Source organism: Nocardioides sediminis (genome assembly GCF_003047295.1).
Lineage (GTDB): Bacteria > Actinomycetota > Actinomycetes > Propionibacteriales > Nocardioidaceae > Nocardioides > Nocardioides sediminis.
In genome coordinates, this window is record NZ_PZYZ01000006.1 from 118,200 (window position 1) to 130,296 (window position 12,097).

16 protein-coding genes are annotated in these 12,097 nt (G+C 72.1%); 5 read left to right on the forward strand and 11 right to left on the reverse strand.

Annotated features, from left to right (window positions below):
- Positions 1–5 precede the first annotated feature (5 nt).
- Together DAI17_RS14675 and DAI17_RS14680 are read right to left on the reverse strand one after the other, a co-directional pair.
- Positions 6–413: a YccF domain-containing protein gene (locus DAI17_RS14675; protein ID WP_107773953.1), complete on the reverse strand. Its 408-nt coding sequence runs from the start codon at positions 411–413 to the stop codon at positions 6–8.
- Between the two features lie 67 nt (positions 414–480).
- Positions 481–1,206: an alpha/beta fold hydrolase gene (locus DAI17_RS14680; RefSeq protein ID WP_199905144.1), complete on the reverse strand. Its 726-nt coding sequence runs from the start codon at positions 1,204–1,206 to the stop codon at positions 481–483.
- 145 nt (positions 1,207–1,351) lie between these two features.
- On the opposite strand from DAI17_RS14680, the gene DAI17_RS14685 reads away from it, so the two are divergent.
- Together DAI17_RS14685 and DAI17_RS14690 are read left to right on the forward strand one after the other, a co-directional pair.
- Positions 1,352–1,555, forward strand: coding sequence for an excalibur calcium-binding domain-containing protein (locus DAI17_RS14685; protein WP_159081565.1), 204 nt, complete (start codon positions 1,352–1,354; stop codon positions 1,553–1,555).
- A 161-nt stretch (positions 1,556–1,716) separates the two neighbouring features.
- Positions 1,717–2,649 (forward strand): sensor histidine kinase, encoded by a 933-nt coding sequence (locus DAI17_RS14690; protein ID WP_159081566.1) that lies wholly within the window; start codon positions 1,717–1,719, stop codon positions 2,647–2,649.
- A gap of 23 nt (positions 2,650–2,672) precedes the next feature.
- Here DAI17_RS14690 and DAI17_RS14695 read toward each other — a convergent pair whose 3' ends face one another.
- Together DAI17_RS14695 and DAI17_RS14700 are read right to left on the reverse strand one after the other, a co-directional pair.
- A complete protein-coding gene (locus DAI17_RS14695; protein ID WP_159081567.1) occupies positions 2,673–3,809 on the reverse strand; it encodes a hypothetical protein in 1,137 nt (378 codons plus the stop codon).
- Positions 3,802–4,293, reverse strand: a complete 492-nt coding sequence (locus tag DAI17_RS14700; protein ID WP_107773957.1) for a SigE family RNA polymerase sigma factor — start codon at positions 4,291–4,293, stop codon at positions 3,802–3,804. Before DAI17_RS14700 ends, DAI17_RS14695 begins: the two co-directional genes overlap by 8 nt.
- A 168-nt stretch (positions 4,294–4,461) precedes the next feature.
- On the opposite strand from DAI17_RS14700, the gene DAI17_RS14705 reads away from it, so the two are divergent.
- The 3 genes from DAI17_RS14705 to DAI17_RS14715 all read left to right on the forward strand — a co-directional run bounded on the left by DAI17_RS14705 (position 4,462) and on the right by DAI17_RS14715 (position 6,351).
- Positions 4,462–5,046, forward strand: coding sequence for a carboxymuconolactone decarboxylase family protein (locus DAI17_RS14705; protein WP_107773958.1), 585 nt, complete (start codon positions 4,462–4,464; stop codon positions 5,044–5,046).
- 2 nt (positions 5,047–5,048) lie between these two features.
- On the forward strand, positions 5,049–5,930 hold the full coding sequence (locus DAI17_RS14710) for an RNA polymerase sigma-70 factor (RefSeq protein ID WP_107773959.1): 882 nt from the start codon (positions 5,049–5,051) through the stop codon (positions 5,928–5,930).
- Positions 5,931–6,048: 118 nt separating this feature from the next.
- Positions 6,049–6,351 (forward strand): antibiotic biosynthesis monooxygenase, encoded by a 303-nt coding sequence (locus tag DAI17_RS14715; RefSeq protein ID WP_107773960.1) that lies wholly within the window; start codon positions 6,049–6,051, stop codon positions 6,349–6,351.
- On the opposite strand, the gene DAI17_RS14720 is transcribed toward DAI17_RS14715, so the two are convergent.
- The 7 genes from DAI17_RS14720 to DAI17_RS14750 form a co-directional block, all read right to left on the reverse strand.
- Positions 6,330–7,706, reverse strand: coding sequence for a chloride channel protein (locus DAI17_RS14720; protein ID WP_107773961.1), 1,377 nt, complete (start codon positions 7,704–7,706; stop codon positions 6,330–6,332). The two genes, DAI17_RS14715 and DAI17_RS14720, sit on opposite strands and share 22 nt — an antisense overlap.
- A 55-nt stretch (positions 7,707–7,761) precedes the next feature.
- On the reverse strand, positions 7,762–9,129 hold the full coding sequence (locus DAI17_RS14725) for a glutamate decarboxylase (protein ID WP_107773962.1): 1,368 nt from the start codon (positions 9,127–9,129) through the stop codon (positions 7,762–7,764).
- Positions 9,126–9,791, reverse strand: a complete 666-nt coding sequence (locus tag DAI17_RS14730) for a hypothetical protein (protein ID WP_107773963.1) — start codon at positions 9,789–9,791, stop codon at positions 9,126–9,128. Before DAI17_RS14730 ends, DAI17_RS14725 begins: the two co-directional genes overlap by 4 nt.
- 86 nt (positions 9,792–9,877) lie before the next feature.
- Positions 9,878–10,402: a 2'-5' RNA ligase family protein gene (locus DAI17_RS14735; RefSeq protein WP_107773964.1), complete on the reverse strand. Its 525-nt coding sequence runs from the start codon at positions 10,400–10,402 to the stop codon at positions 9,878–9,880.
- A gap of 44 nt (positions 10,403–10,446) precedes the next feature.
- Positions 10,447–10,902, reverse strand: a complete 456-nt coding sequence (locus DAI17_RS14740) for an SRPBCC family protein (protein ID WP_159081568.1) — start codon at positions 10,900–10,902, stop codon at positions 10,447–10,449.
- Entirely contained in the window at positions 10,899–11,345 is a 447-nt protein-coding gene (locus tag DAI17_RS14745) for a cupin domain-containing protein (RefSeq protein WP_107773966.1), read from the reverse strand. The genes DAI17_RS14740 and DAI17_RS14745 overlap by 4 nt, the downstream gene beginning before the upstream one ends.
- Positions 11,342–12,052, reverse strand: a complete 711-nt coding sequence (locus DAI17_RS14750) for a hypothetical protein (protein WP_159081569.1) — start codon at positions 12,050–12,052, stop codon at positions 11,342–11,344. The genes DAI17_RS14745 and DAI17_RS14750 overlap by 4 nt, the downstream gene beginning before the upstream one ends.
- Positions 12,053–12,097 lie beyond the last annotated feature (45 nt).

The window sequence follows — 12,097 nt, forward strand, 5'->3', positions numbered from 1 at the left end:
CCGGCTCAGACCGGCACGCCGTACGGGTCCCTGCCCACGCTCGAGACCGGCACGATCTCGCGCCCGAGGGGCACGAGCGACAGCGGGATCATCTTCCAACAGGCGACGCCGAACGGGATGCCGATGATCGTGACCATCAGCAGCGCGCCGGTGACCAGGTGCAGGAGGGCCAGCTCCCACCCGAAGAAGATGATCCACACGACGTTGCCGATCACCGACCAGATGCCCGCGTCGCGCCGCCACGTCGTCGTACGACCGAAGGGCCACAGGACGTAGTTCGCCAGCCGGAAGGACGCGATGCCGAAGGGGATCGTGACGATCAGGACGAAGGCGAGCAGGCCGGCCAGGACGTAGCCGATGGCGAGCCACACACCGGCCAGCACGAGCCACAGGATGTTGCCGATCGTCCGCACAGGACCACTCCAGCAGATCGCCCCCGTCTGTCAAGGCACCCGCCGTTGGGCCGAGGCGGGTCGGCGGTCACAGCCCGTCGAGGAAGTCCAGGATCGCGCGGTTGACCTGGGTCGGCTTCTCGCGGATCACCATGTGTCCCGCGCCGGGCACGATGCAGAGCTGCGCGTGGGGGAGGGCGCGTGCGATGTCGACGGTGTGAGGGGTCGGGATGGAGTCGCGGTCCCCGGCCAGCACCAGGGTCGGGGTGCCGACCCGAGCCAGCGCGGCCGGGTCGATCCGCGGCTCCATCGCCCACAGGTCGGTGAGCTTCTGCCGCACGACCCGCCCGTGGGCCGGTCCGTCCGGAGAGAGCCGGGCGTAGGCCAGGTCCTCGTCGTCCGGCGCTGCGTCCTCCTGCGCGGAGGAGTCGTCGAGGTCCAGCACCGAGGGGTCGAGGTTGGCGCTGATGGAGACCAGCGAGCGGAGGCGGGACGGGTGCTGCAGGGCGAGGAGCAGGCCGGTGATCGCGCCGTCGCTGAAGCCCACGACATGCGCGTCGTGGATCCCCGTCGCGTCGAGGTAGGCCACCGTGTGGTCGACCATCGCCTGGAACGTGAACGGGCCCGGGACGTCGGCCGTCCTGCCCTGCCCGGGCCGCTCCGGCGCGTGGACGCGGTAGTGCATCGCCAGCGCCTCGACCTGCGGCCTCCACGTCTCGATCGAGCAGTAGCCGCCGTGGAGCAGCAGCACCGGCTCGCCGCTGCCGTGCTGCTCGTAGTAGGTGGCGCTGCCCGCCAGGTCGACGTACGGCACGACGTCATCCTCACTGCTGGTGGTCTGGTGGTCGGGGCGGCCACGAGCTGTTGGCCACGTCGCGCGTTCGATGTGTGGTGCGGATCGGGTGCAGGCATCCTGCGGGTCCACGCGGACGGCGGAGGTGGGTCGTGGAGGTGAAGCCGTGGCTGTCGGCGCCCTCATGCTGGTCGTGATCGGTCAGTGCGGCAACCAGCTGGTGAGCGCGTCCGACGTCCCTGCCGCGACCGAGTCGGATGCTGTCCACCCACGTCCGTCGCCCAGCGCTCACCGCCCGGACGCTCCCGGGGGCGACGCGGGGTACGGCGAGCACCTGGACGGGGACCGCGACGGCGTCGCGTGCGAGTAGCGCTGACCCCGGATGGGAACGGTGGCCGTCGAGCCGTCGCGGATCTAGAGTGACCAGATGAGCACGGGGTCCGTCGGCCTGCCCGACAGCGGGTGGCTGGACGTCGTGCGGCCGGTCCTGACCATGGCCGGGCCGGGCCACGAGCGCCCGAGGCGGTGGGCATGACGACGGCCACGCACAGCACCCTGTTCTACGACGGCGCCGAGCAGTACGCCGCCGAGGCCGGCGACTTCCTCCGTGACGGGCTCGGGCGCGGGCACCGCGGCCTCGTCATGGCGCCCCCGCGGCGGGTCGACCAGCTGCGCTCGGCGCTCGGCGGGGACGCCGACGAGGTGACCTTCGTCGAGGACACCGTCGCCTACGCGCCGCAGTGGAATGTCTACCGCGTCCTGCTCGACTTCGCGGCCGCGGCGCCGGGCGTCCGGTCGTGCGTGGTCGCGGAGCAGACGCTCGCCGGGCGGGTCCCCGCCGAGGTGGTCGACTACCGCCGCCTCGAGGCGGCCGTCAACGTCGTCTTCGCGTCCGCCGACGTGGACCTGCTCTGCCCCTACGACGCGGGTTCCCTGCCGCCGCACCTGCTCGACATCGGCCGCCGCACCCACGCGGCCGTGCGCGCTGACGGCGACCGGTCCCCCAACGCGCGCTACGACGACCCGTTCGACGTGCTCGCCGGCCTGGCCGCCGTGAGGCACCCGCCCGAGCGTGCCACCACCATCGACTGCTCGTCCCCGGTCGACGTCGCCGAGGCGCGTCGTCTGGTGCGCGCCCGCGGCGCCGATGCCGGGCTCGCGCCCGACGTGGTCGCCGACCTCGCGCTGGCGGTCACCGAGGTGCTGACCAACGCCCTCCTGCATGGCGACTCGTTCGCGCTGCTCCACGTGTACGACGAGGGGGCGACGTGGGTCTGCCACGTGCACGACGGCGGACGCGCACCCCTCGACCCGGTCGCGGGCCTCCTCCCGCCGGCCCAGCCGTCGGACCACGGCTACGGGCTGTGGCTCGCCCGGCAGCTCTGCGCCGCCGTGGACGTCGGCCACGACCGGTCCGGCACCCACGTGCGGCTCCACACCCGCACGGCGCCCCGCTCCGCCTGAGGTCGAGCCCTACCGCCGGCAGCTCAGTCGGTGCACTCGTCGTCCACGGCGGACAACGTCAGCCCGGTGACGCGGCCTCCCTCGAGCGCGAGCCGGTAGTCGGCCGTGGGGGAGGCGCGGACCTGCAGCACGTCCCCGACCCGCGCGCCGTGGTAGTACAGCCTGATGACGTCCTGATGGCTGGACCCCAGGCCGATGCCGTCGGGAGTCGTGACCCCCGCCGGGACGGTGATGCTCACCAGGCCACCGGATGCGGAGAGCAGACCCTGGCCCGCTCCGAGGTCGACGAAGGTGCACTCCCCGTCGTCGTCGACGTCAGCGAGGCCTGTTCCCTCGAGCTCCTCCCGGGACATGCCCAGTCGTAGCGGTCCCCACCCGTCGGGCCGCAGGACGTCGGGGTCGGACCGCCAGGCGCAGCCCTCGTCGGTCATCAGGCACAGCTGGCGGTGCATGAGCCACCCGACCTGCATGCTCGTCCCTCGGGGGAGGGAGTCGGGGGTCACGCCGTGGATCTCACGCTGTCGGAGGACCAGCAGGGCCTCCCCGACGCGGGCGACCTGGATGCCTTCGGCGGGGCTCACGTTGGGGCCGACCGTCTCCACGAACCGTGTCACGACCCAGCCCCGGTCCCCGTGGTCCGTCGGCCGGACCTCGGTGGTCCAGTCACGCCCCGCGTCGTCGGTGAAGCGCGGGCAGCTCTCGAACCGGCCGACGAGCCCCCGAGTCACGGCGGCCGCGGTGTCCGTGTCCGGGTAGACGTACAGGTCGCGGACGTTGAAGTCACCTTGACTGACGTCACCCGCCTTGTCGGTCGCGACCGCGAGCCGCTCCAGCGACGGATCCTCGCCGCAGACCAGCAGCGCCTCCACTGACCCGCTCATGTCCGCGCTCGTGCGCCGGAGCCCGTCGGCCAGGTCGAGCTCCGGCGGGATCACCGACTCGGGAGCCGGCGTCTCGGCCGGGCGCGGTGCCGAGTCGGACGCCCGGTCCCCGAGCACCAGTGCAGTGCCCGCCACGACGAGCGCCGCGGCGACGCCGGCCCCCAGCACGGCGCGACCGGCGCGCCGACGACGCAGCCGGTCGCCCCGACGTCGTACCTCCTCGGCCGGGGGAGGGGACACCGGCTCCGGCTCGCGCAACGGGGCGAACAGATCAGACATGTCCGGCACCCTCCTCCGACAGCAGGGACTGCAGCGTCGCCCGCCCCCTGGAGAGGCGGGCCTTGACGGTGCCGACGGGCGCGCCGACCACGGCGGCGACCTCGGTCACCGGGATGTCGCAGAGGTGGTGCAGCACGAGCGCCCGCCGCTGGTCCGGTGGCAGCCGGTCCAGCGCCCGCATCAGCTCGACCCTCGCCTCGTCGGGAGGCGGCTGGTCGCCGAGTGGCTGCAGCGCCCGATCCGGGTTGCGGCGCGAGCGCACCGCGCGCCGCCAGCGACTCACCGCGAGGCGGTAGGCGGTCGTCCGGACCCAGGCCTCGGGACGGCGGGTGACGTCCAGCCTTCCCCGGTGTGACCAGGCACGCGCGAACGCCTCCTGGACGCAGTCCTGCGCCTCGTCGCGATCCCCGATCAGGGCGTGGACCTGGTTGACGATCCTGCTGAACGAGGTCGTGTAGAAGGCGTCGAACTCCTCGGCGTCCATGAGGGCTCCTCCATTCACCATGTCTACGCCCGGGGAGGCCACTCGGGTTGCAGCCGGCAGCAACTTCCTCGACTCTGGCGCTCCGTCCCGTGCCGGGCCAGAGGCTCTTGTCACAGCCGGACCCCGGCCGGCGTCTTGATGTCGTACCGACTACCCCAGGAGGACGACATGACCGGAACCACCCGCATCCCCGCCGCCGAGATCACCGGCTTCAAGGGCGTGCTGATCAAGCGCTTCGCCCGCATGACCCTGGGCCGGGTGCCCACCTCGATCGGCGTCTACTGGCACAACCAGAAGGTGCTGATGGACCTGGCCTCCGTGGGGGGCAAGGTCAGGAAGTGGGACGCCTGCGACGAGCAGCTCAAGTCCTTCGCGCACATGGCGGTCGCCTCGAGGGTCGGCTGCACATGGTGCCTGGACTTCAACTACTTCGAGGCGCACAACCGGGAGCTCGACCTGGCCAAGGCCCGCGAGATTCCACGCTGGCGGGACTCCGACGTGTTCACGCCGCTGGAACGTGAGGTGCTCGGCTACGCCGAGGCGATGACCGAGACCGAGCCGACGGTCACCGACGAGATGGTCGCCTCGCTCCGCGCGCAGCTCGGCGACGCCGCCCTGGTCGAGCTGACCGCGGTGGTCGCGTTCGCCAACTTCACGACCCGGGGCAACGTCGCCCTGGGCATCGAGTCCGACGGCTTCGCCGCGGCGTGCGGCCTGGAGCCCATGGCCCCACGCGCCGCCGTAGGGTCCTGACCGTGGACGAGGACCCGTTCGTCACCCACCGCGGCCTGCTCTTCACCGTCGCCTACGAGATGCTCGGCTCGGCTGCCGAGGCCGAGGACGTCGTGCAGGAGACGTGGATCCGTTGGGACGCCATCGGCCCGACGGCCCGGTCCGAGGTCAGGGACCCCCGCGCGTTCCTGGTCCGGATGGTGACGCGCAAGGCGCTGGACCGGCTGCGGGCCAACGCGCGGCGGCGCGAGGAGTACGTCGGCGAGTGGCTGCCCGAGCCGCTGCTGACGGCACCGGACGTCGCGGAGGACGTCGAGCTGGCGGAGAGCGTCTCGTTCGCGATGCTCACCGTCCTCGAGACCCTCACCCCGACCGAGCGCGCGGTCTTCGTGCTGCGTGAGGTCTTCGACGTGCCGTACGCCGAGATCGCCCAGGCGGTCGACAAGTCCGCCGGCGCCGTACGCCAGATCGGGCACCGGGCCCGGGAGCACGTCGCCGCCCGGCGACCCCGGGTGCAGGTCAGCCGCGGCGAGCAGGAGGAGGTCGTCGAGCGGTTCCTCGCCGCGGTGGCCGGCGGCGACCTCCAGGGCCTGCTGGACGCGCTCGCCCCGGACGTCATTCTCGTCGCGGACGGCGGCGGGATCGCCCAGGCGATCGTCCACCCCGTCACCGGCGCCAAGAAGGTGGCCAACCTGCTCCGCGCGTTCCCGAAGTTCGGGGCCGGCGCCAGGATCGTGCCGGTGCTGCTCAACGGCGCCCCGGGCGCCAGGATCGTGGGGCTGGAGGACGGCCACGACACCGCCATCGCGTTCGTCGTGGACCACGGGCGGATCAGCAGGATCTACGCCGTCCGCAACCCCGCCAAGCTCGGCATGATCGACGTCGAGACGGCCCTCAGCCGATAGCCGTGGCCCTGGTCCCGATCCGCCCGGACGGGGTGAGGTGGCCGACCGGGTTCGGGGCTAGCCTGCGAGCACGGCTGGCTCGGCAGCGTCTCGTCACCGCTGATCCGGAGGTCCCGTCGTGGCGATCAGAGTCATCATCGAGTTCCAGGCCAAGCCGGGCACGCGGGCGGAGCTGGCCGGTCGCCTCGAGAGCATCATGGAGAGGCTGGGGCCGAACATCCCCGGCTTCCGGGGGAGCGTCCTCCACGAGGCGCTCGACAGCCCGGACGTCCTCGTCGAGATCGCCGACTGGGACTCGGCGGACGCGCAGGCGGCCGCCGTCGAGCAGGCGGTGGACTCGGGGGTGTACGCCCCGGTCTTCGAGCTGGTGGCCGCCCCGCCCCGGGCGGTCCGCGTCCGTCAGCTCGACGACCGCGTGTGACCCCCCTCGGGGAGCACGTGGGTGACCAGGAAGGCCACGGCCACGGCCACCACGACCTGGGGGGTCACCGAGACGCCGTCGGCGCCGAGGAGCAGGGTCGCCAGGAGCGTCGAGGTGAGCGGCAGGCGCAGCATGGCCGCGCACATGGCCCCGATCCCCATGCCGATCGCCGGCGCCAGGTCCATGCCGGGCAACCCCGAGGCGGCGATCCCCAGCACCGCACCGATGAACATCGCCGGGAACACCGGTCCACCCCGGAACGCGCTCAGTGACAGCCCGTAGGCCACGGTCTTGCCGAGGGCGAGCAGGAGCAGGGTGCTGGTCGAGTAGCTCGCGGCGTTGGCCACCAGCTCGGGCAGGTCGTCCTGGCCGGAGAAGAGGACCTGCGTGAAGGAGTTGTCGGTGGCCAGCTGGTAGGCCGTCGCGGACGATCCGACCAGCAGGCCGAGTGCCGAGGTCACCAGCACCCGGCTGCGGTGCACCAGAGGCCGCAGGGCCAGGCTCGCCCAGCGGATCAGCCACCCGAGCAGGGCGGCGCCCACGCCGACCGGCACGGCCCACGCCATCGTGGCCAGGGTCGGACTCTCGGCCGGCGGGACCGAGGTCAGGGCCAGGGAGAAGCTCCCGAGGCCGGTCCAGCTGTCCAGGCCGACGAACACCAGGGCGCCGATGCCGGATGCCAGCAGTCCCGGCAGTGCCACCAGGCTGAGCGTGGCACCCCCGATGCCGGCAGCCTCCATGATGAGGAAGGCGGCCAGCACCGGGGAGCCGAGCAGGGTGCTGATCGCCGCGAAGCTGCCGGCCGACGCCATGATCGTCAGGGCCATCGGCGGCGCGTCCTTGCGGGCCAGGTGCACCGTCAGCGCCGCGAGGCCGCCACCGATGGCGATGAGCGGTGCCTCGGGCCCCAGGACGGCGCCGAGGCTCAGCGTCGTCAGGGCCGCGAGGACGACCCCGGGGAGCTCCCGGCCGCTCGGCGCGCCCCCGCCTGCGTGGAACCCGAGCGCGGGCGAGTGGCCGCCGTTGCCGGGCAGGTACCGGATGGTCAGGCCGGTCAGCAGCCCGGACAGGACCAGCCAGGGGATCGGCCACCACGCGGGCGGTCCCGCGTCGAACACGTCGCCCGGGAGGTCGACGAACAGGAGCTGCTGGACCTCGGTGACGAGCGCCAGGAACCCGTAGGCCACCGCCGAGATGGGGATCCCCAGGACCGCCGCGAGCAGCAGTGCCGTCAGGTAGGGCTTCGAACGAAGGGTCGCCACCACGTCCAGCGCCGGTGGTGCCCCCGACTCCGGAGGGACGGCCTGCTCGTCGGCGTACGACGCGCGCTCGGGGGGTCCGCTCTCGTCGGTCATCGGACGGTCCCTCCTCGGGCATCGCCGGGTCGGTGCTGCTCGCGGCCCGAGGTGGTCAGTACCCGGTGCCGACCTTGGTCTGCAGGCGCTCGGCCGGAGCCGTCCCGCCCTTACCGTCGAGGGTGGTGCAGGCGTCCGCGATGTCCTGGGTGAGCCGCTCGACCTGCTCCCGGCTCATGGTCTCCTTCACCAGCGCCCGCATGATCTTCACGTCCTGCGCGTCGGGCGGGAGCGTGTACGCCGGCACCATCCACCCGCGCTCGGCCGCCAGCTGCCACGCGATGTCGGACTCGTCGTACGGCATGTCACCCGACAGCCGGAAGGCCACCAGCGGCAGCTGCTCGAGGCCCTCGCCGATGACCTCGAACCGGCCGGTCTCGCGCAGGTTGGCGGCCAGGGCGTGGGCGTTCTGCTGCATCTGCCTCATCACGTAGGTGTAGCCGTCGCGCCCGAGGCGCACGAAGTTGTAGTACTGCGCGAGGACCATCGCCGCGCCCGTGGAGAAGTTGAGCGTGAACGTGGCGTCGGTCTTGCCCAGGTAGTTCTCGTAGAAGACCAGGTCCTGGGCGAGGTCGGACGCCTCCCGGAAGACCAGCCACCCGATCCCTGGGTAGACCAGGCCGTACTTGTGTCCCGAGACGTTGATCGACCGGACCTGCTCCAGCCTGAAGTCCCACTCCGAGTCGGGGTGCAGGAAGGGCCAGACGAACGCGCCGCTGGCGCCGTCCACGTGCAACGGGATGTCCAGGCCGCGACGGCTCTTGACGTCGAGGAGCAGCTGGTTGATCCCGGTGATGTCGTCCATGTGCCCGGTGAACGTGGTGCCGAGGACGGCGGCGACCCCGATCGTGTTCTCGTCGAGGTGCGGCTCGACGTCCGCCGGCCCGATCGTGTACTTGTCCCGCGCCAGCGGGACGATGCGTGGCTCGACGTCGAAGTAGCGGCAGAACTTCTCCCACACCACATGGACGTCCCCGCCGAACACCAGGTTCGGCCTGTCCGTCGACCTGTTCTCGCCCTCCCGGCGTTGCCTCCACTTCCACTTCAGGGACAGTGCGCCGAGCATGATGGCCTCCGACGAGCCCTGGGTCCGGCAGCCCGTCGTCTCGCCCGGTGCGTGGAAGAGGTCGGCCAGCATGCGCACGCAGCGCTGCTCGATCTCGGCGGAGATGGGGTACTCCGCGTGGTCGATGAAGTTGCGGTGCAGGTTCTCGGCGATGATCCGTTGCGCCTCGGGCTCCATCCACGTGGTGACGAACGTCGCCAGGTTGCGCTGCGGGTCGCCCTCGAGGTTGAGGTCCTCGGCGACGAGGCGCAGGGCGTCCGTCGGACGCATCCCGTGCTCGGGGAACGACGTCGACGGGACTCGCTCGGTGAGGAACCGGTTGCCGAAGAGGGCCTCTGCTTCACGTGGTGTCGTCATGTGCTGGGTCCACCGTTCTCGGGAGTAGTAGCGGGCGTGTCGAAGGCCTGGATCAGTCCGCCTGCCGCGAAGCAGACCGCCCCGGTGAAGGTCCCCCAGTTGACGAGGCCGGCGTCGACCGCCTGGGAGGTGGTCGGGCGGGTGAACGCGGCGAGACCGGCGAGGAAGAACAGGACCGACCCGAGCTGGTTGACGGCCACCACCCACCACCCCACGACGTCGGGCCGGACCCTGACGCGCCCCCCTCCCACGGCGACCATGGCGAGGTGCCCCGAGACGAGGAAGCAGATGCAGCCGGAGATGTCGGGGAGCCAGATCCACCCGTTGGACTGTCGCGGTGTGAGGCCCGCGGCGAACGCCGCCACGAGGCTGACCGCGAACAGCAGGGTCCCGACGAACAGGATGACCGCGCTTCGCCACTCGAGACGGAGCGGGCGAGCGAGCAGGATCGAGACGTACCCACCGAGGCTGAAGAAGAAGCCCCCGACCAGGTAGGTCACGTTGACCGCGACCAGGCTGGTGACGTCGAGCTGGGCGAGGACGGCGCCCACGGCGAAGAGCGACCCACCGATCACGAACGACACGGCGGCCACCAGGTTCCCACCGCGGGCGCTGACCCGAGGGCGTGCGACGTCGTCGGACGCTGCGGTCGGACGGCTCATGGTGCTCCTCTCGACGTTCCCGCTCACGGTGTCCGAGAACTGCCGCGGGGAACTCACCCGGTCCGGATGAGTTCGTCGTCCAGCGCTCAGAGGACGTGCGGCAGGGGCCAGGTCTGACCGGTGGTGCTGTCGACGATGGCGGCCCGGTCGACCCGGACGGTCATCGGCAGGACGTCGGAGACCATCTTCACGACCGGGGCCAGCCGCGGGCCCGGCGCCCGGGTGGCCACGGAGACGTGCGGCACCCAGTGGCCTGCCTGGTAGTGGCGGTGCAGGTCCGCGCCCGTCGCCTCCAGGGCCGCGACGGTGGCGAGCTGGCGGCGTCCCACGTCGGGGGTGATCGCGGGCGCGAGCGCGGCCCGGCCGCGCGGGAAGGCCAGCGTGCCGTGGAAGGACATCGTGAACGGCTCGGCGGCCGGGAGCGCACAGAGCGCCTCCTGCACCCGCTCGAGGTCCCACTCGCGGAGCACGGCGTACGACAGGTGCGGGTGGTGGCGACGGTGCGTGTGGGTGGCCAGCGTGGGGACCCCCGCGTCCTCCACGCGCGCCCACAGCTCCCGCACCCGGAGGTCCGAGCGGGCGTCGAAGAGCAGGCAGACGGCGAGCGCCACGTACCAAGCATCCTCGTCCGCCGCCTCGGACGGTGAATTTGCATCTAGGCGTGCGCCGACTGGGCGTACTCGTCCAGTGCGGAGGTCCACAGCCGGCAGACGAGCCGTCCCATCGGACCGCTGTGGACCACGTGCAGCAACAGCTTCTGCCAGGACCGGGCGGCGGTGTTGTCCCACTCGACGCGGAGCCTGCTGCCCCCGACCGCGGTGGGCGTGATCCGCAGCGAGCCCTCGCCACCGCCGCCGTAGCTGCTCTCGAGGATCGTCATGCGGATGACGGCGGGGTCCGACCAGTCGTAGCGGGCGACCACCCAGAACGGCGACCCGGGAGTTGCCTCCCGAGCCACCGCCCAGGTGCCCCCGTGCTCGCGGAGCTCGTACCGCTTCGGGTCGAGCGTGCGGTGCCAGGTCTCGAGGCGACGGTCGCTGAAGTCGGTCAACGCCTCCCGGACCTGCTCGGGTGACGCGAGCGTGGTGACCTCGAACTGCACGGGACTCACGCCCCGGCGACCTGGACGCCGTGCCGTCGGGTGACGGCCAGGATCGCCTCCAGGGACTCCTCGACGGGGCGGTCGCGAGGCACCGAGTCCGCCATCTCTGCGAAGAACGGGCCTGCGCCCGTGCCGGACGTGATGCCGATCATCCGGGCCGTCCCCGTCACGACCTCGAAGGTGCCGGGGGTCCCCGCGGGGAACACCACGAGCCCGCCGGGCTCCACGTCGTACGTCGTGCCGTCGAGCATCACCGTGACGCGTCCTTCGACCAGGTACAGCACGGCGGTCCACGGCGAGACGTGTGGAGGCGTCATCGGCGCGGCGGGCGCGACCACCTCGAAGACCTCGAAGGCCCCTTGGCTGTCGTCGACCGCGGCCTTCATGACGTGGTCCCCGTTCATCATCGGGTAGTGGTGGCCCGCTCCCGGCGGGACGTAGGTGGTGGTCATCGCTCTTCCTCTTCCTGGGTTCTCGGGATGTTCATTGACGTGGCTCCTGCCGGTGGTCTGCGGACGAGGCCGACGAGTCCGGCGGCGACCAGCCAGACCCCCGCGAGCCCGGCGACGGGGAACAGCGGGTCGAAGGTGTCGACGAAGGCGATCGTGGCCGTGGCGAGGGCGAACGCGAGTCCGCCGAGCAGGCCGAGCGGCAGGACGATCCGGTTGCCGAGAGCGTGGGTGCGGCCGCCGGTGACCGCAAGGGTGGCGATCATCAGCCCCCATGCGGGGTTGACGATCGTCTCGACCCCCATGAAGGCGGCCACGAGCGGTGTCGTACCGCCGTCCTCGATCTCGGCGGCCTGCGTGGCGGCGAAGAGGTGGACCACGGCACCGAGCGTCGCGACGACCGCGACCGCTGCGCTGACCGGCAACACCCTGCCGAGGTGACGTCGGATCGCGGGGTCCCGCCCGAGCGCGAGGAGCCCGGCGGCGACGCACGCGAAGCCCAGCAGCGCGACGAGGTGGGCGGGGTACCACGCGTGGTCCACGAGCATCGAGTGCAGCTGCTCGGTCTTGTCGCCCTCGTCGCTCCCCGTGGGGTGCATCGGGCCGCCGGCGAAGAACGCGACACCGCCGGCGATCAGGAGCAGCAGGCCGGCCCGGTCCCGGCGCGGTGCGACCGAGGCGGCGGTGCGGGACTGGTTCAGCGTGGTCATGCCCCCACGTTCCACCGGGACGGCGTCGAGCACATGCGGGCGGAC